The organism is Cellulomonas sp. PS-H5, assembly GCF_019265565.1.
Lineage (GTDB): Bacteria > Actinomycetota > Actinomycetes > Actinomycetales > Cellulomonadaceae > Cellulomonas.
This window is the reverse complement of the sequence record NZ_JAHVCI010000016.1, coordinates 38,805-58,173: the sequence shown is the minus strand read 5'-3', so window position 1 is coordinate 58,173 and position 19,369 is coordinate 38,805. Positions and strand designations below refer to the sequence as shown.

Genomic DNA, 19,369 nt, shown 5'->3' with positions numbered 1-19,369 from the left:
GCGCCCGCGGGTGGTTCTGAGGCAACGACAGGCCGACCAGCGCGCTACGCTGCACGGGATCGAGGACATAGGTCCTAGGTGACTTCCCTGTCGGGCGACGCACGGTGCGGTGTCGTGCGCGACGGGGACCGACGTGGAAGGCCCCCGGTGCGCTCGCAGACCCCCCGCCGCCCCTGGCGGACCCGACTGGCCGTCGCGGGCGCCGCGACGACCGTCACCCTGGCGCTCGCCGGATGCTCGCCCGAGGCCCAGCGAGGCTGGCTGCCCGGCGACTCCGACAACGAGATCACGAACCAGACCGGACGGATCACGAACCTCTGGGTCGGCTCCTGGGTGGCCGCCCTGCTGGTCGGCATCCTGGTCTGGGGCCTGATCCTCTGGTGCGTCACGGTGTACCGGAAGCGCAAGGACGACGACCAGCTCCCCGTGCAGCTGCGGTACCACGTGCCGCTCGAGATCATGTACGTGATCCTGCCGATCATCATGGTCGGCGTGCTCTTCTACTACACGGCGCGCGACATGTCCGCGATCCAGGACACCTCCGCCGAGCCCGACGTGACCGTCCAGGTCATCGGCAAGCAGTGGAGCTGGGACTTCAACTACGTCGACGACGACGTGTACGACACGGGCCAGCACGCCCAGGAGGTCGGGGCGACCGGCGTCCTCGAGGAGCAGCCGACGCTGTACCTCCCGGTGGGCGAGCGCGTCGAGTTCGTGCTGGACTCCCGCGACGTCATCCACTCGTTCTGGGTGCCCGCCTTCCTCTACAAGCAGGACATGATCCCGGGGCGCACCAACACGTTCCAGGTCGTCCCGCAGGTCGAGGGCGAGTACGTCGGCAAGTGCGCCGAGCTCTGCGGCGAGGAGCACTCGTCGATGCTGTTCAACGTGAAGGTCGTGTCGCGCGAGGAGTACGACGCGCGCATGGACGAGCTGCGGGACGCCGGTCAGGACGGCCAGCTCGGGCTCGATTACAGCCGCTTGCAGGACGTCCGCTCCGACTCCTCCGACACTCCCGAGGAGAACTGATGGCCGCCACCGTCGAGGCCGTGCCGGGGCTCGCCCCCCGCCGCCAGACCCTGGGTCGCACGATCGTCAAGTGGGTCACGTCGACCGACCACAAGACGATCGGCTACATGTACCTGATCACCGCGTTCGCGTGGTTCGCGATCGGGGGCATCATGGCGCTGCTGATCCGCGCCGAGCTGTTCGAGCCCGGCATCCAGATCGTGCAGAGCAAGGAGCAGTACAACCAGCTCTTCACCATGCACGGCACCATCATGCTGCTGCTGTTCGCGACGCCGCTGTTCGCAGCCTTCGCGAACATCATCATGCCGCTGCAGATCGGCGCGCCCGACGTCGCGTTCCCGCGGCTCAACGCGTTCTCGTACTGGCTGTACCTGTTCGGCGGGCTGATCGCCGCGGGCGGCTTCCTGACCCCGCAGGGCGCGGCTTCGTTCGGCTGGTTCGCCTACGCGCCGCTGTCGAACACGGTCTACTCGCCGGGCGCCGGCGGCGACCTGTGGGTGTTCGGCCTCGCGCTGACCGGCTTCGGCACGATCCTCGGTGCGGTCAACTTCATCACCACGATCGTCACGATGCGCGCGCCGGGCATGACCATGTTCCGGATGCCGATCTTCACCTGGAACGCCCTCATCACGAGCCTGCTGGTGCTGATGGCGTTCCCGCCGCTGGCGGCCGCGCTGTTCGCGCTGGGCGCTGACCGCCGCCTCGGTGCGCAGGTGTTCAACCCCGAGAACGGCGGTGCCATCCTCTGGCAGCACCTGTTCTGGTTCTTCGGGCACCCCGAGGTCTACATCATCGCGCTGCCGTTCTTCGGCATCGCGACCGAGATCCTCCCGGTGTTCAGCCGCAAGCCGGTGTTCGGCTACAAGGGCCTGGTGTACGCGACGATCGCGATCGCCGCCCTGTCGGTCACCGTGTGGGCGCACCACATGTACGTGACCGGCGCGGTCCTGCTGCCGTTCTTCTCGTTGATGACGATGCTCATCGCTGTGCCGACAGGCGTGAAGTTCTTCAACTGGATCGGCACGATGTGGCGCGGCAAGCTCACGTTCGAGACGCCGATGCTCTGGACGATCGGCTTCCTGACGACCTTCCTGTTCGGCGGCCTGACCGGCGTCATCCTGTCCAGCCCGGCGCTCGACTTCCAGGTCTCGGACACGTACTTCGTCGTCGCGCACTTCCACTACGTGGTGTTCGGCACGGTCGTGTTCATGATGTTCGGCGGCATGTACTACTGGTGGCCCAAGTTCACCGGCCGCATGCTGAACGAGCGCCTGGGCAAGGTGCACTTCTGGCTGCTGTTCGTCGGCTTCCACATGACGTTCCTCGTCCAGCACTGGCTGGGTGCGATCGGCATGCCGCGCCGTTACGCGGACTACTCGCCCGAGGACGGGTTCACCTGGATGAACCAGCTCTCGACGGTCGGCTCGATGATCCTCGCGATCTCGACGCTGCCGTTCCTGTGGAACGTCTACATCACCTGGCGCCGGGCGCCGAAGGTCACCGTCGACGACCCGTGGGGCTACGGCCAGTCGCTCGAGTGGGCCACGTCCTGCCCGCCGCCGCGGCACAACTTCACGTCGCTGCCCCGCATCCGGTCCGAGCGCCCGGCGTTCGACCTGCACCACCCCGAGGTGGCGGCCATGGACCACGTCGAGCCCGAGCCCGGGTTTTTCGACTGGGAGGCCGAGCGCACGGGTGAGCAGAGAGTCGCCCGCGACCGCGCCGACCACGGCGGTGGCCAGGAGGAGCAGTCCAGCGCGACCATCGTGGACGACCGTCCGCGCGGCACCGACGACGAGGAGGGCCGGGACAAGTGAGCAGGCTCGACGAGTTCGGCGGCGCGAAGCCGTCCGTGTCCGGCGGCGAGCGACCGCGGCACGCCATGAAGGTGGAGCCCTACCTCTTCCTGGGCGGGATCCTGTTCTTCATCCCGATCGGCCTGATCTACGCCTGGTGGAGCGGCGGCGAGCCCGTCGGCACGGTCGGCATCCCGCTGGTCGGCGGCCTGGTGGGCATGATCGGCGGCTACCTGCTGCTGCTCTCCCGCCGGATCGACGCCCGGCCGGAGGACGACCCGGAGGCGCTCATCGCGGAGGGCGCCGGCGACCAGGGCGTGTTCAGCCCGTGGAGCTGGTGGCCCATCACGATCGCGTTCGCCGGCGCGCTGGTGTTCCTCGGCATGGCGATCGGCTGGTGGCTGCTGTACATCGGCGGCGCGCTGGGCATCATCGGCCTCGTCGGGTGGATCTTCGAGTTCTCCCGCGGCCAGCACGCGCACTGAGCGCAGGCGCACCGCACGGCACGACGGGCCGGGCACCCCACGGGGTGCCCGGCCCGTCGCCGTTGCCGGCCGGATCGCGGCCTGCCGGGCCATCCCCGCCGCCCGCGCCGCCCGTGCCGCCTCGGCGCCCGCGCCGCCCGCGCCGCCCCGATTCCGCGAGTGCCTATCCGACACGTCGAGTGCCTACCCACGGGATAGGCACTCGACGTGTCGGATAGGCACTCGGCGCCGGGGGGGGGCGGCGCACCGGTCAGCGGGGCGTGGACCGGCGGCCCGCTCGTGCCTGACGGCGACCCGCCCGTGCCTGATGGCGGACCGCTCGTGCCCGACGGCGACCCCGCTCTTGCCTGCCGGCTGCCCGCTGCGGGCACGAGAGAGGCCGGCCCGCCCCGGAGGGCGGACCGGCCTCGCGCAGCCGTCAGAGGGAGCTCAGAGCGACGGGACGATCAGGCCCGAGGTCTGCGTGCGCGCGCGGGCGAACCGCTCGCCGGCGTCCGCCCAGTTCACGATGTTCCACCACGCCTTGACGTAGTCCGCCTTGACGTTGACGTAGTCGAGGTAGAACGCGTGCTCCCACATGTCGAGCACGACGATCGGCACGATGCCCAGCGGGATGTTGCCCTGCTGGTCGTACAGCTGCACGATGACGAGCTTCTGGCCGATGGAGTCCCAGGCCAGGATCGACCAGCCGGAGCCCATGATGGTGGTCGCGTTGGCGGTGAAGTGCGCCTGGAACTTGTCGAACGAGCCGAAGAACTCGTCGATCGCCGCGGCCAGCTCGCCGACCGGCTTGTCGCCGCCGTCGGGGGAGAGGTTCTCCCAGAACACCGAGTGGTTCACGTGGCCGCCGAGGTTGAAGGCCAGGGTCTTCTCCAGGCCGGCCACGGCGGCGAAGTCGCCGGACTCCCGGGCCCCCGCCAGCTTCTCCAGCGTCGTGTTGGCGCCGGCCACGTACGTCGCGTGGTGCTTGTCGTGGTGCAGCTCCATGATGCGGCCGGAGATGTGCGGCTCGAGCGCCGCGTAGTCGTAGGGCAGGTCCGGAAGGGTGTAGTCAGCCATCAGTGCCTCTCCTGCTCGGGCCGCGGCTCTGTTCGCCGCGGCGGCGTCTTCGCAGTCGGTGCGCCCCGCCGTCGGGCGGGCGCACCTCCTCTGTCGTACCACGACCGGGTGGTCCCCGGCCTCCCGAGCCGGGGCTCCGGCTCGGCGTACGTCGGGTCCGGCGGCCCCGGGGACGACGACGCCCGGGCCGCTCCGGCGGTGAGCCGGTGCGACCCGGGCGGGGTCGTCCTGTCGATCGCCTCGCCCACCCGGTGCAACGACCGGGCGCGCGGGATGATTCCCCAGGTCAGCGCCTGTTTCAGTGGCGCTGCGTGCCCTCGGTGTCCTCGGGCTCGGGGGCGAGGTGCCGGCTGCCGGACGCGCCGGCGGTCAGCTCCTCGCGCTGCTCGTCGTGCGCGAGCGGCAGGGCGTCGTGGCCGCCGTGCGACTGGGCCGCGGCGAGCTCCGCCGGCGTGACGGGCTCGACCCGGTCCTCGTAGAAGACCTTCGAGAGCCGGCGCCGTGCGGCGTCGATCCGGTAGCCCTTGCGGCGCACGCCGCGCGAGTCCTCGGCCGGCTCGATCTCGAGCGGGCGACGGGGCTCGTGCTGCACGCGGAGCCAGCGCTCGTGGGCGTCGAGGGGCTTGTGCACCTCGATGTACTCGCCGGACGCGAACCGGACGATGCGGCCGGTCTCGTGGCCGTGCAGGACCAGCTCGCGGTCCTTGCGCTGCAGCGCCAGGCAGATGCGCTTCGTGATCCAGAACGCCAGCGGCGGGGCCACGAAGAACAGCACCCGGAACGTCCACGTGATGTCGTTGATCGACAGGTGGAAGTGCGTCGCGATGAGGTCGTTCGACCCGGCGAGCACCAGGATCATGAAGGCCGTCAGGAAGGCGACGCCGAACGCGGTGCGGAACGGGGCGTTGCGCGGGCGGTCGAGCACGTGGTGCTCGCGCTTGTCGCCGGTGGCGAACGCCTCGAGGAACGGCCACAGCGCGAGGACCGTGAACAGCAGGCCCGGGATGACCACACCGGGGACGAGGATGTTCATCGAGACCGTGTACTGGCCGATGACGAACTCCCAGCCCGGCATGAGGCGCAGGCCGCCCTCCAGGAACAGCATGTACCAGTCCGGCTGCGCGCCCGCGGACACGACGCCCGGGTCGAACGGGCCGTAGTTCCAGACCGGGTTGATCGTCAGGGTCGCGGCCATGAGGGCGATGACCGCGAACACCACGAAGAAGAAGCCGCCGGCCTTGGCCACGTACACGGGGAACAGCGGGTAGCCGACGACGTTCTTGTCGGTGCGGCCCGATCCCGGGTACTGGGTGTGCTTGTGCAGCACGACCATGAGCAGGTGCAGACCGATCAGCGCGAGGATCAGCGCCGGGATCAGCAGGATGTGCACCGTGAACAGGCGGGGGATCAGCTCCGTGCCCGGGAACTCGCCGCCGAACAGCGCGAACGAGATGTACGAGCCGAGGATCGGGATCGCGCGGGCCACGCCGTCCGCGATGCGCAGGCCGTTGCCGGACAGCACGTCGTCGGGGAGCGAGTAGCCGGAGAAGCCGGCCAGCAGGCCGAGGATCATCAGCGTGAAGCCGACGAGCCAGTTGAGCTCGCGCGGCTTGCGGAACGCGCCGGTGAAGAACACGCGCATCATGTGCGTCACGATCGACGCCATGAAGATCAGCGCGGCCCAGTGGTGGATCTGCCGCATGAGTAGGCCGCCGCGGACCTCGAACGACAGGCGCAGCGTCGAGGCGAACGCCTCGGACATCTGCACGCCGTCCATCGCGGCCCACGGGCCGCGGTAGTGCACCTCGGTCATCGAGGGCACGAAGAACATCGTGAGGAAGGTGCCCGAGATGAGCAGCACCACGAAGGAGTAGAGCGCGATCTCACCCAGGAGGAACGACCAGTGGTCGGGGAAGATCTTGCGCGCGAACTCCTTGACGGCGTTGCCGACGCCGGTGCGCTGGTCCAGGTAGTCCGCGGTCGCCGCGGCGGCGCGCGTGGTGCGCGTCGGCGGTGCCGGGGGAGAGTCGACGGTGCTCACGTGAGGCGCTCCCAGAAGGACGGGCCGATGGGGGAGTCGAAACCGCTCTGCGCGACGAGGTAGCCCTCGTCGTCCACGGTGATCGGCAGCTGGGGCAGCGGGCGGTGCGCGGGGCCGAAGACCACCTTGGCGCCGTCGGCGGCGTCGAAGGTCGACTGGTGGCACGGGCACAGGATGTGGTGCGTCTGCTGCTCGTAGAGGGCGACGGGGCACCCGACGTGGGTGCAGATCTTGGAGAAGGCCAGGATGCCGTCGTAGCTCCAGCCCTCGCCCTGCTCGGACTTGATGTCGCGCGGGTCCATGCGGACCATCAGCACGACGGCCTTGGCCTTCTCGTTGAGCGGGTGCTCGGCGTCCTCGAGGCCCTCGGGGATCACGTGGAAGGCCGAGCCGATGGTGACGTCGGACGCCTTGATCGGGCGGCCGGACGGGTCGATCGTCAGGCGGGTGCCGCGGCGCCACATCGTCCGCTTGGACTGCGAGACGTCCCAGCCGCCGCCGAGGTTGCCGACCAGCGGCACGGCGATCGCCAGCGGGAACAGCGCCAGCGAGGTGACCATCGCGCCCTTCAGCACGCCGCGGCGGCCGATGGACGAGTCCTTGGCGCCCTCGCGCAGGGCCTCGACGGCCTTGACGCGGACGGACTCCGACGACGCGGTGGGGTGGCGGTCCTCGGCGCGCTCGTGGTCGTTCATGAGCGCCTTGGCCCAGTGCACGGCGGCGAGGCCGATGCCGGCCAGGCCGAGGAACAGGCCCAGGCCGAGCAGGAGGTTCGACAGCCGCATGGTGCCGACGGTCTCGCCCGGGGGCACCAGCGCGTACGCGACGATCGCGCCGATGGTGCCGAGGATCGAGATCGTGAAGAGGACGACGACCTGCCGCTCGGCGCGCTTCTGCGCCTTCGGGTCGGTGTCGCCCACACGCGCGCGGTGCGCGTGCAGGCCCGGGTCGTCGAACCGCTCGGGGAGCGGGCCGTCGCCGCGGGTCGTGACGTCCGTGGACGGGTCGTGGTGCGTGCTCACGAGGACTTGGCTCCGATCCAGACCGAGGCGCCGATCAGCAGGCCGATGCCGATGACCCAGGCCCACAGGCCCTCGCCGACCGGGCCCAGCGAACCGAGGGTCAGGCCGCCGGGCGACCCGTCGCGCTGCTCGTCGAGGTAGGCGATGATGTCGCGCTTCTCGTCCGGGGTGATGTTGGCGTCGTTGAACACCGGCATCGACTGCGGGCCGGTCAGCATCGCCTCGTAGATGTGCGTGGGGGACGTCTCGGTGAGCGCGGGCGCCCACTTGCCCTGCGACAGCGCGCCACCGGCGCCGACCGCGTTGTGGCACATCGCGCAGTTCGTGCGGAACAGGGCCATGCCGTTGGCGGCGTCGCCCTTGCTCGGGTCGACCTGCTCCTCCGACGGGATCGCCGGGCCGGCGCCCAGGGACGCGACGTACGCCGCGAGCTGCGCGATCTGCTCGTCGTCGAACTGGACGGGCTTGGCCTGGATCTGCGCGCCGTTCATCTGCGCGGGCATGCGACCGGTGCCGACCTGGAAGTCGACCGCGGCGGCACCCACGCCGATGAGGGACGGGCCGCCGGCGCCGCCGTCGACGGCCTCCCGGCCCTCGGCGGAGACGCCGTGGCAGGTGGCGCAGTTGGCCTGGAACAGCTTCTGACCGGCGGCGACGTCGCTCTCGCTGGCCGCAGCCTGCGCCGCGTCGGCGCTGGCGGGCTGGGCGATCGCGTACACCGCTCCGGTCAGCAGCAGCGCCAGCAGGAGCAGCACGACCGGCGCTGACCGGTGGTGCCTGCGGGCGGCGAGTGCCTTCACGGATGGATCCTCGTCTCGGGCGTGCGGGGGGCTCTACGGGGGGACTGCGGGTGGTGCGGGCTGGTCACTTGATGAGGTAGATGGTCGCGAACAGCGCGATCCACACCACGTCGACGAAGTGCCAGTAATACGAGGTCACGATGGCGGTGGTCGCCTCGTGGTGGCCGAACCGCTTCGAGGTGAAGGAGCGGCCCAGCAGGAACAGGAAGGCGATGAGGCCGCCGACCACGTGCAGACCGTGGAAGCCGGTGGTCAGGTAGAACACCGAGCCGTACGGGCTGGAGGAGATGGTGAGGCCCTCGTGCACGAGCTCGGCGTACTCGAAGACCTGCCCGCCGATGAAGAAGGCGCCCATGATGTAGGTGAGCGTCATCCACTCGTTCATGCCCCAGCCGCGCACGTTGAGCAGCGAGCCGGAGCGGACCGGCTGGAACCGCTCGGCGGCCCAGACGCCCATCTGGCAGGTCACCGACGACAGCAGCAGCACCGTCGTGTTGATCGCCGCGAACGTGACGTTGAGCTTCTCCGTCTGGAGCGCCCACTCCTCCGGCACCGTCGCGCGGAGGGTGAAGTACATGGCGAACAGGCCCGCGAAGAACATGAGCTCCGAGGCCAGCCACACGATCGTCCCGACCGACACGGGGTTCGGTCGGTTGACGCTCACGTGGGGAGCGGAGGCGGGGGCAGCCGTTGCGGTCGTCACGCCTGTCAGTATGGCTTATGACGGCTGTGCGTGGGTCCTTAGTCCCCGTACGTCGCCGAGGTTTCTGTCACATCGTCACCTCGTTCCGCGCGTTCGTGGGCAGGTCGGAGCGTCGCGACCGGCGTGTCGGCCGTCGTGCCAAGATGCAGGGCAGGGACGCGCGCGACACGTCCCCCCGCACGAGCGAAGGACCACCATGGCCGCTGACGCCACCCCCGCCGCGCCCACCGAGGGCCCGCGCATCCTGCTCTACAGCGACGACGTCGACACGCGTGCGCAGGTGCGCCTGGGCGTCGGCCGCCGGCTCGGCCGCGGTGCGCCGGACATCCGGTGGAGCGAGGTCGCGACTCCGGAGGCCGCGCTCCAGCAGGCGGAGACCGGGACCTACGACCTGCTCGTGCTCGACGGCGAGGCCGCCAAGGTCGGCGGCATGGCGCTCGCGCGCCAGGTCAAGGACGAGGTGTTCCGCTGCCCGCCCGTGCTGGTGCTGACCGGCCGGCCGCAGGACGCGTGGCTCGCCGCCTGGTCCGACGCGGACGGCGTCGTCTCCCAGCCCCTCGACCCGGTCGAGCTGCACGACGCCGTCGTGGGCCTGCTCGCCCGGACCCCCGCGGCATGACCGAGCAGGTCACCTGGTCCGACCTGCTCACCACGCTCGTCGAGGGCCGGGACCTCGACGAGGCCCAGACCGCCTGGGCCATGGACGAGATCATGTCCGGCTCCGCCTCGCCGGCCCGCGTGGCCGGCTTCCTCACCGCGCTGCGCGCCAAGGGGGAGACGGTCGCGGAGCTGACGGCGCTGGCCGACACGATGCTCGCGCACGCCCTGCGGTTCGAGGTGCCGGGGCGGGCGGTCGACATCGTCGGCACCGGCGGCGACCGGGCGCACACCGTCAACGTCTCGACCATGGCGTCCGTCGTCGTCGCGGGCACGGGCGTGCGCGTGGTCAAGCACGGCAACCGGGCCGCGTCGTCGTCCTCCGGGTCCGCCGACGTGCTCGAGGCCCTGGGCATCCGGCTCGACCAGACCCCCGAGCGCGTCGCGCAGCTCGCGTCCGAGGTCGGCATCACGTTCTGCTTCGCCCTGACCTTCCACCCCGCGATGCGGCACGTCGCCGTCGCGCGGCGGGACCTCGGCATCAAGACGGTGTTCAACTTCCTCGGCCCGCTCACCAACCCGGCGCAGCCGGCCGCCGCCGCGATCGGCGTGGCCGACGCGCGGATGGCGGGCCTCGTCGCGGGCGTGCTCGCGCGGCGCGGCACCGAGGCGCTGGTCTTCCGCGGCGACGACGGGCTCGACGAGCTCGCGCCGACCGGCACCTCGCGCGTCTGGCACGTCTCGGGCGGCGCGGTGACGGAGCACGTGCTCGACCCGGTCGGCGACCTCGGGCTCGCGCCCGTGACGGTCGCGGACCTGCGCGGCGCGGACGCGGCGTTCAACGCCGGCGTGGCGCGGGCCGTGCTCGCGGGCGAGGCGGTGGCGTCGCGGGAGACGGTGCTGCTCAACGCGGCGGCGGCGCTGGTCGCCGACGGCAGCCTGCCCGGGACCGGGGCGTCCGGGGGCGACCTCGTGGCGCGGCTGCGCGCGGGGCTGTCGCACGCGGCGACGGCCGTGGACTCGGGCGCGGCGGCGGAGGTCCTGGAGCGCTGGCGCGCGGCCTCGGCCTGACGCGCCGGGCGCGCCTGCGACGGCGTGCCCGCGACGGCGTGCTCGCGACCGCCTGCCCGCGACGGTGTGTGCCCGCGAGTGCCTATCGGACACGTCGAGTGCCTATCCGCTGGATAGGCACTCGACGTGTCCCGTGCACACTCGGCGCCTCGGGGCTCGCCTCGCTGACCGAGCAGCCGACGCGCCGAGCGAGCATTCGCCGGCTACTCGCTCGGCGCGTCCGCTACCCGCTCGGCGTCGGGGCGACGCCGGGCGGTCAGTCCTCGATGCCGAGGGCGAAGGCCTGCTCGAGGTCGTGCTGCGAGTAGGTGCGGAACGCGATGAACGTCTGGGTGCGGACGACGCCGTCCACCTTGCTGACCTTGTCCGCGATGATGTCGGCGAGCTCCTCGTGCTCGCGGACGCGCACCATGGCGATCAGGTCGACGCCGCCCGTGACGGAGTAGACCTCGCTCACGCCCGGGATGTTGGCGATGGCGGCGGCGGCCTCGGGGATGCGGTCGGCGTCGGTGTCGATGTGCACGATGGCGGTCAGCATGACGCCATCATGCCGCGCCGGCGGCTCCCTCGGCGGGGTCCTCGGGCCCGTGCGTCGCCGCGCCGGTCCGGCGGGGTGCGTGCAGGTCGGCCGCGCGGGCCAGCCCGGGGAGGTCGCGGAGGTCCGGGACGGCGGCGCCGAGGCCGGATGCCGGGCCGAGCCCGGATGCCGGGCCGAGCCCGGAAGTCCCGGCGAGCCCGGACGCCCCGCCGAGCCCAGAGGCACCACCCAGGCCGAACCCCGCGCCCGCCTCGGCGGCCTCGGCGGTGAACCGGGCGTCGCGCTCCGCCCACCCCGGCGCCGCCGTGCCGTCCCCGGCCACCGCGTCCACCGCCTCGCCCAGCGCGGCGGCCGCCTCCCGCCCGGCCGCGACGGCGTCGGCGGGGTCGGTCCGCGCCTGCGCCGAGCGCACCGGGTAGGCCCACGGCTCGCTCACGCTCACGATCCGCACGCCCGCCCGGCCGAGCCACGCCAGCACGAGGTCGGCCTCCTCGGGGTGCCCGGCGGGTGCCGGGGCGACGGGCGGCGCGACGTGCTCGCCGGTCACCCGCAGCGACTCGACGGCGGGCATCGGGTCGCTGCCCCGCGGCACCAGCGCCGTCCCGGCGAGCCGCCCGTGCCGGACGAGCACGACCTCCCAGCCGCCCGAGTCCGTGCGCCGCGCCGCGACCAGCTCCGCGCACGCCGCGAGCGGCGCCAGGCGCTGGGACCGCGCCGAGCCGCGCAGGAACGCCGCGAGCCGGTCGCGGACCGTGACGGCCTCCTCGAACCGCTCCCGGCCCACGAGGGCGTCGATCCGGGCGGTGTGGGCGCCGACGACCGCCGCCGGGTCGGCCAGCATCGCGTCGCGGACGGCCGCGACGGTCTCGGCGTACTCCGCGACGGCCTCCGGGCGCACGCACGGCGCGGGGCACCGGCCGATCTCGGCGAGGTGGCACGCGCTGGCCCCGGGCGCCGGGACGAGCGGCAGCCGCGCGGTGCACCGCCGGATCGCGAACGCGTCGTGCAGCGCCTCGACCGCGGACTGCGCCGCCGCGCGGGACGCGAACGGCCCGATGTGCGTGGCGTCGTCCCGGACCTCGCGTACGACGGACAGCCGCGGGAACGCCTCGGCGGTGAGCCGGACCCACGGCATCCGCTCGGGGGACCGGGACCGGCGGTTGTACCGGGGGTTGTGCTCGGCGATGAGCCGGAGCTCGCGCACCTGCGCCTCCAGCGGCGTCGCGCACACGACGGGCGTGACCGCCTGCGCGATGCGCACCATCTCCCGCATCCGGGACCGCTTCTCGGCGGCCGTGAAGTACGACCGGACGCGCTTGCGGAGCGACGTCGAGGTGCCGACGTACAGCACCTCGTCCTTCGGTCCCCGGAACAGGTACACCCCGGGCAGGTCCGGCAGGCCGTCGGCGAGGGTGCGCTTGCGCCGGACGTCCGCGGGCACGGCGTCGGCGGCGGTGGCCAGGTCCTCCAGGTGCGTGATGCCGAGCGGCGCGAGCCGGCCGAGCAGGGCGTGCAGCACGTCGACGGTGGCGCGGGCGTCGGCGAGCGCGCGGTGCTCGGGGGTCGTCGTCGCGTGGAACAGGCTGGCCAGGGTGCTGAGCTTGTGGTTCGGGGCCTCGTCCCGGGTGACCACGCGGCGCGCCAGCCGGACGGTGTCGACGACGGGGAACCCCGGCCACGCGTGCCCGGTCTCCGCGGCGGCGGCCTTGAGGAAGCCGACGTCGAACGGCGCGTTGTGCGCGACGAGGACCGAGCCGCGGGCGAACTCGAGGAACGAGGGCAGCACCTCGGCGATCCGCGGGGCGCCGATCACCATGGCCGTCGTGATCCCCGTGAGCACCTGGATCTGCGCGGGCACCGGGCCTCCCGGGTCGACGAGCGTCTGGAACTCGCCCAGCACCTCGCCGCCCCGGACCTTGACCGCGCCGACCTCGGTGATGGCGGACGCGCCGGGCGCGGCGCCGGTGGTCTCCAGGTCGACCACGACGAACGTGACGTCGTGCAGCGGGGTGCCGATGTCGTCCAGGGTCACCTGCACCGGCCGGCCGGTCTGCGGCGCCGCGAGGTCGGAGCGGGGCGGGACGGGGGACCGGTGGACCATGAGCCGCACGCTAGCCGCGCCCTCCGACACGCCCCGGCGGTCCCGGCCCCACCTGCGGACCCGTAGGGTGACGCGCATGCCCGAGCCCGCCCCCGACGCCGTGCCCGAGGCCGTGCGCGCCGCGGTGCTGCCGCTGGCCGCGGAGGTGCTGGGGGCGCTCGACCCGGGCGCGGTCCCGGCGTCGCTCGCCGCCGTGCGCCGGTTCGCCCCGCGACGCCGGGTGACCGCCGGGGCCGGGCCGCTGTGGCTCGCCGTCGAGCGCGACGACGCGTTCCGCGCCCGCGTCGCGCGGGCCTGGTCGCACGCGCACCCGGACCTGGCGGCCGACCTGCTCGCCGACCCGCCCGCACCCGGCGTGCCCGAGGCCCGGCTCGACCTCGCGGTGGGCGCCGCGCTGCTGCGCCCCGACGGCTGGGAGGCGCGGCTCTCGGCGCTCGGCACGCCGCCCCCCGGCGACGACGAGCCGGCGCAGCCCGACGCCGATCACGCGCACCGCGCCCACCGCGCCGAGGCCGAGGTCCGCCGGCTGGCCGCCCGCCTGACCGCCGAGACCGAGCGCGCGGACGCCGCCGAGGCGGAGCTGGTCTCGCTGCGTCGCGAGCTCCGCCGGCTGCGCTCCGACGCCGACCGGTCGCGCTCCGAGGCACGCCGCGCCGCGGAGCACGCCGCGGAGGTCGCAGCCGCCGCCGAACGCGTGCACGCCGAGACCGCCAAGGTGCGGGCGTCGGCCGACGACGACCGGCGCCGCGCCGAGGACCTGGCGCGCGTCGCCCGGGAGGACGCCGCGGCGCTGCGGGAGCTCGCCCAGGTCCGGGTCCGGCTGCTGCTCGACACGCTCGTCGAGGCCGGGTCGGCGCTGCGCGAGGAGCTCGCGCTGCCGCCGGCCGGCCGCATGCCCGCCGACCTGGTCGCGCCGCCCGTGCCGGCGCCCGGGGGAGCGGGCTCGCGCCCGACGTCCCGCGGCCGGTTCGCCGACGACCCTGCGCTGCTCGACGACCTGCTCGCGATGCCGCGCGCGCACCTGCTGGTCGACGGCTACAACGTGTCGAAGCTGGCCTGGCCGGACCAGCCGCTGACCGAGCAGCGCCGCCGGCTGACCGAGCGCCTGGCGACGCTCGCGGGCCGCACGGGCGCCGAGGTGACGTGCTGCTTCGACGGGCGGGAGTCCGAGGCCTCCGGGCGGACCCCCGCCGCCCCGCGCGGCGTGCGCGTGCTGTTCTCGCAGGGGGAGATCGCCGACGACCTGCTGCGCCGCCTGGTCCGCGCCGAGCCACCGGGTCGCGTGGTGGTGGCGGTGACGAGCGACCGGGCGCTGGGCGCCGACCTGGAGGCCGCGGGCGCCCGCGTGCTCCCGTCCGCGACGCTCCTGGCCCGCCTCGGCCGGGTCTGACGGCACCGCGCCCGGCCGGCCGGTGAGGTCGTCACCGGTCGGCCGGCCGCCCGCTCAGCCCGCCTGGTCGCCCGCGTAGATCGCCTCGACGTCCGTCGCGAAGTCCTTGAGGACGTGCGTCCGCCGGACGCTCAGCTTCGGCGTCAGGTACCCGCCCGCGATCGTGAGGTCCCGGTCGAGGATGCGGTACCGCCGGATGGACTCCGCCCGGGACACCGCGCGGTTGGCCCGTTCCACGCCCTCGTCGATCGACGCGAGCACGTCCGGGTGCGCGGCGGCGTCCGCCACGGACAGCTCCGGCAGGCCGTGCGCCGCGCACCAGCCCGGCAGCCCCTCGGCGTCGAGCGTCACCAGGGCCCCGATGAACGGCCGCCCGTCGCCGACCACGACCACCTGGCTGATCAGCGGGTGCGCGCGCAGCCGGTCCTCGAGCACCGCAGGGGCGACGTTCTTGCCGCCCGCGGTCACGATGATCTCCTTCTTGCGCCCGGTGATCCGCAGGTACCCGTCCTCGTCGAGCGACCCGAGGTCGCCGGTGCGGAACCAGCCGTCGTCGAACGCCTCGGCGGTCGCGACCGGGTTGCCGTGGTACCGCCCGAACACCTGGTGCCCGCGGACCTCGACCTCGCCGTCGGCGGCGATCCGGACGGCGGTGCCGGGCAGCGGCGGGCCGACGGTGCCGATGCGGGTCTTGCCCGGCATGTTCACCGTGGCGGGTGCGGTGGTCTCGGTCAGGCCGTAGCCCTCGAGCACCCGGACGCCGATGCCGCGGAAGAAGTGCCCGAGCCGCTCGCCCAGCGGGGCGCCGCCGGAGATCGCCCACTCGATCTGCCCGCCCATCGCGGCGCGGAGCTTGTGGAACACCAGCCGGTCCGCGACGGCCCGCTGCGCCCGCAGCCCGAGCGACGGCCCGCCGGCGTCCAGCGCCTTCGAGTACGCGATCGCGGTGCGCGCGGCCCACTGGAAGATCTTCAGCTTCCCGCCCGCCGCGGCCTTCTGCTCCGCCGAGTTGTAGACCTTCTCGAACACCCGGGGCACCGAGAGGATGAACGTCGGCCGGAACTCGCCCAGGTCCTGCAGCAGCTGCTTGGTGTCCGGCGTGTGCCCGAGGACGGCGCCGGCGGGCATGCAGAGCACCTCGACGAACCGGGCGAACACGTGCGCCAGCGGCATGAACAGCAGCGTCCGCGCGCCGGGGGTCGCCACCACCTCGTGCAGCCCCTCGACGGCGTTGCGGGCGAGCACCGCGAAGTTGCCGTGGGTGAGCTCGACGCCCTTGGGGCGGCCGGTCGTGCCGGAGGTGTAGATGATCGTCGCGAGGTCGTCCCGGCCGGCGTGCCGGCGCAGCCGGTCCACCTCCGAGTCGGGCACCGCGGCGCCCTCGGCGGCCAGCGCGTCCACCGCGCCGCCGTCGATCAGGAGCACGTCCTGCAGCAGCGGCGCCTCCGGGCGGACCTCGGCGACCGTGGCGGCGTGCTCCGCGGTCTCGACGACCAGCAGCGTCACCGCGGCGTCGGTGAGGATCCAGTGCACCTGCTCGGCGGACGAGGTCTCGTAGACCGGGACCGGGACGGCCCCGGCGCTCCACAGCGCCCAGTCGAGCACGGTCCACTCGTACCGGGTGCGGGACATGATGCCGACCCGGTCGCCCGGGCGGACGCCGTGCGCGACGAACCCGCGCGCCACGTCGCGCACCCGGCGGTCGAACTGCGCGGCGCTCACCGTGCGCCAGGACGTCGTCCCGGGCGTCTTGTACTCCATCAGCGGGCCGTCGCCGGTCTCGGCCACGCGCGTGGCGAGCAGGTCGAGCAGGTTCTCCCGCGGCCCCGCCTCGATGAGCAGGGGTGTGCTGAACTCCTCCATGGCTGGCTCCGTTGTCAGGCGTCGGAAGGGTGTCAGGAGCATAGGGGACTTTCGTCCCGATCGCGGCGCCCGACACGTCCCCCGAGCGGGTGGCCGGCGCGTGCGCCGGCGCGAGAACCGCCCGCGCGCTGGGAGCGTGTGCAGAGAAGGCCGCCCAGCACGCTAGCGTGGGGGCGCACGCGCGCAGTGTCGCCGCCGCGGCACCGGTGCAGCGTCCCGGTCCGGCGGTCCTCGCGGGTGCGCCACGCAGAGATCTCACGCGGAAGCAGGGAAGCATGCACGCCATCGGTGTGGACATCGGCGGGACGAAGATCGCCGCCGGTGTGGTCGACGAGGACGGCCGGATCATCGCGAAGACGCGTCGCGACACCGACCCCCGCGACTCCGGGAGCGTCGACCGCGGCGTCATCGAGGCCTGCCAGGAGCTCGCCGAGCAGTACGAGATCGGCGCGATCGGCCTCGCCGCCCCCGGCTTCATCGGCACCGACCAGGCCACCGTGCTGTTCACCCCGAACCTGCCGTGGCGCGAGCACCCGCTGCGCGACATCGTCGCGAAGGAGATCGGCGACGAGGTCAAGATCGTCGTGGCGAACGACGCGAACGCGGCCGGCTGGGCCGAGTTCCGGTTCGGTGCGGCGCGGGACGAGCAGGACATGCTGCTGCTCACGATCGGCACCGGCCTCGGCGGCGCCATCGTGGTCAACGGCGAGCTCGTGCTCGGCGCCTGGGGCGTCGCGGCCGAGGTCGGCCACATGCGCGTCGTCCCCGGGGGCCACTACTGCGGCTGCGGGCACGAGGGCTGCTGGGAGCAGTACGCCTCCGGCAGCGCTCTGGTGCGCGACGCGCAGTCCGCGCTCATCACCGAGCCGGCCCGCGGCACCCGGCTGCTGGAGCTCGCCGGCGGCGACGCCGACGCGCTGACCGGCCCGCACGTCACCCAGGCCGCCCAGGAGGGCGACCCGCTGGCCGTCGAGCTGCTGGCCGAGCTCGGCCGGTGGATCGGCGAGGGCTCCGCGTCCGTCGCGGCTCTGCTGGACCCCTCGATCGTCGTCATCGGCGGCGGCGTCAGCGCCGCGGGCGACCTGCTGCTGGCCCCGGCCCGCCGCGCGTTCCTCGACCAGCTGTCGGCGCGCGGCCACCGCCCGGAGGCGACGTTCGCGCTCGCCTCGATGGGCAACGACGCGGGCATCGTGGGCGCGGCGGACCTCGCGCGCCGCTGAGGCCACCCGCACGTCCGCGACGGGCGCGCCGGAGCCGGGGGAGACCCCGCGTCCGGCGCGCCCGTCGCGCGTCCGGGTGCGTCAGACGACCGCGCCGTCCGAGTCGTCGTGCTCCGTGTCCCGCCGGTGCGGCATCCGCCAGAGCAGGACGACCAGGCCCAGCACGAACGTCACCACCGACGCCTGCATGACGACGGGCGGCGCGTCCCGCCAGAAGATCAGCACGACGAGCCACACCACGGGCATGAGCGCGATCGCCAGCCACGCCATCGTGAGCAGCGGGTCGCCGCCCAGCACCGGGCCCGGGTCCGGCGGCCGGAAGTGCTCCGCCTCGTCGACCCGCCGCTCGGCCTCGTCCATCTGGTCGGTCGCGTCCCAGTCGCGGCCGGACAGCGGCGGCGTGCCGGGGTCCGGGGGACCGGCCTCGGCGGGCGGCGCGGGCTCCGCGCGCGCGGGACGCACGACGCGCCGGTCGGTCACCCACGGCGCGACGGGGTAGGTTACGGCGGGACCGGACGACGTCCGCGGGTCGTCCTGGCCTGCGGCGGCGGCCGCCGGCGGCTCCGCCGGCCCGGTCGGGTCCGAGTCGCCGCGGAGCTCCGCGACGATGGCGGCCCACTGCTCGTCGGTGACGCGGTCGCCGGAGGGGTCGTGCTGCCGGTCGGCGCGCGGGCCGTCGGGCTCGTCGCCGTCGGGCGACGGGTCGGGGCGGTCGGGACGCGGAGCCATGGCAGCACTCTAGAGTCGGCTAGGAGCGCCGGGCACCCGACGGGTGCCCGACGGCCCGCACGACGAGGGCGAGAGGTGGCAGGTTGTTCTACTGGTTCATGAAGCGGGTCCTGGTGGGCCCGCTGCTGCACCTGCTGTTCCGCCCGTGGGTGCGGGGCGCGGAGCACGTGCCGAGCAGCGGCGCGGCGATCCTGGCCAGCAACCACCTGGCGGTCGTCGACTCGTTCTTCCTGCCGCTGGTGCTGGACCGCGAGATCGTGTTCATCGGCAAGAACGAGTACTTCACGGGCCGCGGGCTCAAGGGCCGGCTCACCGCGGGCTTCATGCGCGGCGTCGGCACCATCCCGGTCGACCGCTCCGGCGGCAAGGCCTCCGAGGCGGCGCTGCGCACCGGCCTGAACCGGCTCGCCGAGGGCAAGCTGTTCGGCATCTACCCCGAGGGCACCCGCAGCCCCGACGGCCGCCTCTACCGCGGCAAGACCGGCGTGGCGCGCATGGCCCTGGAGTCGGGCGCCCCGGTCATCCCCGTCGCGATGGTCGACACGGACAAGGCGCAGCCGCTCGGCCAGCGCCTGCCGCGGCCTCGGCGCATCGGCATCGTCATCGGCGAGCCGCTCGACTTCAGCCGGTACAAGGGCATGGAGAACGACCGGTTCATCCTGCGCTCGGTGACCGACGAGATCATGTACGCGCTCATGGCCCTGTCCGGCCAGGAGTACGTGGACATCTACGCCGCGACCCAGAAGGCGCGCATCGCCACCGGGCACCCCGCGGCGACCGGCCCGGCGGCCCCCGAGCCGACCGCGCCCGGCGGCCGGGCCGTGCCCGATGTCCAGCCTCCGGTCCCGCCGGAGGAGGAGTCCGCGGCTCAGTAGGATGAGCCGCGTCCGTCGCGCACCGCGCGGCGCGACCCGAGGACCTCGGT

17 protein-coding genes are annotated in these 19,369 nt (G+C 73.5%); 8 read left to right on the top strand and 9 right to left on the bottom strand.

The genetic code is table 11. The annotated features are described in order from the left end of the window. Positions 1–147 precede the first annotated feature (147 nt). From coxB to J5O08_RS08765, 3 genes are all read left to right on the top strand, one after another. The gene (gene coxB / locus J5O08_RS08775; RefSeq protein ID WP_218706487.1) at positions 148–1,029 is read left to right on the top strand and encodes a cytochrome c oxidase subunit II; all 882 of its coding nucleotides are present in this window, start codon (positions 148–150) and stop codon (positions 1,027–1,029) included. Continuing rightward, positions 1,029–2,846 carry a cytochrome c oxidase subunit I gene (gene ctaD, locus J5O08_RS08770; protein WP_218706486.1) on the top strand — a complete coding sequence of 606 codons (1,818 nt, stop codon included), beginning with the start codon at positions 1,029–1,031 and terminating at the stop codon, positions 2,844–2,846. Before coxB ends, ctaD begins: the two co-directional genes overlap by 1 nt. A 65-nt stretch (positions 2,847–2,911) precedes the next feature. Beyond that, positions 2,912–3,310 carry a cytochrome c oxidase subunit 4 gene (locus J5O08_RS08765; RefSeq protein ID WP_217613991.1) on the top strand — a complete coding sequence of 133 codons (399 nt, stop codon included), beginning with the start codon at positions 2,912–2,914 and terminating at the stop codon, positions 3,308–3,310. A gap of 429 nt (positions 3,311–3,739) precedes the next feature. On the opposite strand, the gene J5O08_RS08760 is transcribed toward J5O08_RS08765, so the two are convergent. From J5O08_RS08760 to J5O08_RS08740, 5 genes are all read right to left on the bottom strand, one after another. Next, a complete protein-coding gene (locus tag J5O08_RS08760) occupies positions 3,740–4,369 on the bottom strand; it encodes a superoxide dismutase (protein WP_147796447.1) in 630 nt (209 codons plus the stop codon). A 298-nt stretch (positions 4,370–4,667) separates the two neighbouring features. After that, positions 4,668–6,410, bottom strand: a complete 1,743-nt coding sequence (locus tag J5O08_RS08755; protein WP_218706485.1) for a cytochrome bc complex cytochrome b subunit — start codon at positions 6,408–6,410, stop codon at positions 4,668–4,670. Continuing rightward, the gene (locus J5O08_RS08750; protein ID WP_218706484.1) at positions 6,407–7,432 is read right to left on the bottom strand and encodes a ubiquinol-cytochrome c reductase iron-sulfur subunit; all 1,026 of its coding nucleotides are present in this window, start codon (positions 7,430–7,432) and stop codon (positions 6,407–6,409) included. The genes J5O08_RS08755 and J5O08_RS08750 overlap by 4 nt, the downstream gene beginning before the upstream one ends. After that, entirely contained in the window at positions 7,429–8,232 is an 804-nt protein-coding gene (locus J5O08_RS08745; RefSeq protein WP_147796450.1) for a c-type cytochrome, read from the bottom strand. The genes J5O08_RS08750 and J5O08_RS08745 overlap by 4 nt, the downstream gene beginning before the upstream one ends. A 64-nt stretch (positions 8,233–8,296) precedes the next feature. Then, positions 8,297–8,944 (bottom strand): heme-copper oxidase subunit III, encoded by a 648-nt coding sequence (locus J5O08_RS08740; protein WP_210417475.1) that lies wholly within the window; start codon positions 8,942–8,944, stop codon positions 8,297–8,299. Positions 8,945–9,131: 187 nt separating this feature from the next. Here J5O08_RS08740 and J5O08_RS08735 point away from each other — a divergent pair, with 187 nt between their 5' ends. Beyond that, positions 9,132–9,554, top strand: a complete 423-nt coding sequence (locus J5O08_RS08735) for a two-component system response regulator (protein WP_218706483.1) — start codon at positions 9,132–9,134, stop codon at positions 9,552–9,554. Then, complete coding sequence (gene trpD / locus J5O08_RS08730; RefSeq protein WP_218706482.1) at positions 9,551–10,603, top strand: anthranilate phosphoribosyltransferase; 1,053 nt, start codon at positions 9,551–9,553, stop codon at positions 10,601–10,603. The genes J5O08_RS08735 and trpD overlap by 4 nt, the downstream gene beginning before the upstream one ends. Before the next feature lie 256 nt (positions 10,604–10,859). Here the strand turns inward: trpD and J5O08_RS08725 are convergent, their stop codons facing one another. After that, the gene (locus J5O08_RS08725; protein ID WP_217613898.1) at positions 10,860–11,141 is read right to left on the bottom strand and encodes an Lrp/AsnC family transcriptional regulator; all 282 of its coding nucleotides are present in this window, start codon (positions 11,139–11,141) and stop codon (positions 10,860–10,862) included. Positions 11,142–11,148: 7 nt separating this feature from the next. Next, the gene (locus J5O08_RS08720) at positions 11,149–13,242 is read right to left on the bottom strand and encodes a DEDD exonuclease domain-containing protein (protein WP_218706481.1); all 2,094 of its coding nucleotides are present in this window, start codon (positions 13,240–13,242) and stop codon (positions 11,149–11,151) included. Between the two features lie 76 nt (positions 13,243–13,318). On the opposite strand from J5O08_RS08720, the gene J5O08_RS08715 reads away from it, so the two are divergent. Further along, positions 13,319–14,632, top strand: a complete 1,314-nt coding sequence (locus tag J5O08_RS08715) for an NYN domain-containing protein (protein ID WP_218706479.1) — start codon at positions 13,319–13,321, stop codon at positions 14,630–14,632. A 54-nt stretch (positions 14,633–14,686) separates the two neighbouring features. Here the strand turns inward: J5O08_RS08715 and J5O08_RS08710 are convergent, their stop codons facing one another. Continuing rightward, on the bottom strand, positions 14,687–16,495 hold the full coding sequence (locus J5O08_RS08710; RefSeq protein WP_218706477.1) for a long-chain fatty acid--CoA ligase: 1,809 nt from the start codon (positions 16,493–16,495) through the stop codon (positions 14,687–14,689). A gap of 275 nt (positions 16,496–16,770) precedes the next feature. On the opposite strand from J5O08_RS08710, the gene J5O08_RS08705 reads away from it, so the two are divergent. Next, entirely contained in the window at positions 16,771–17,715 is a 945-nt protein-coding gene (locus J5O08_RS08705; RefSeq protein ID WP_218706475.1) for an ROK family glucokinase, read from the top strand. Positions 17,716–17,796: 81 nt separating this feature from the next. Here J5O08_RS08705 and J5O08_RS08700 read toward each other — a convergent pair whose 3' ends face one another. Further along, entirely contained in the window at positions 17,797–18,444 is a 648-nt protein-coding gene (locus J5O08_RS08700) for a hypothetical protein (protein WP_218706474.1), read from the bottom strand. An 83-nt stretch (positions 18,445–18,527) separates the two neighbouring features. Between J5O08_RS08700 and J5O08_RS08695 the strand changes: the two genes are divergently transcribed. Beyond that, complete coding sequence (locus tag J5O08_RS08695; RefSeq protein WP_240934046.1) at positions 18,528–19,319, top strand: 1-acyl-sn-glycerol-3-phosphate acyltransferase; 792 nt, start codon at positions 18,528–18,530, stop codon at positions 19,317–19,319. Positions 19,320–19,369 lie beyond the last annotated feature (50 nt).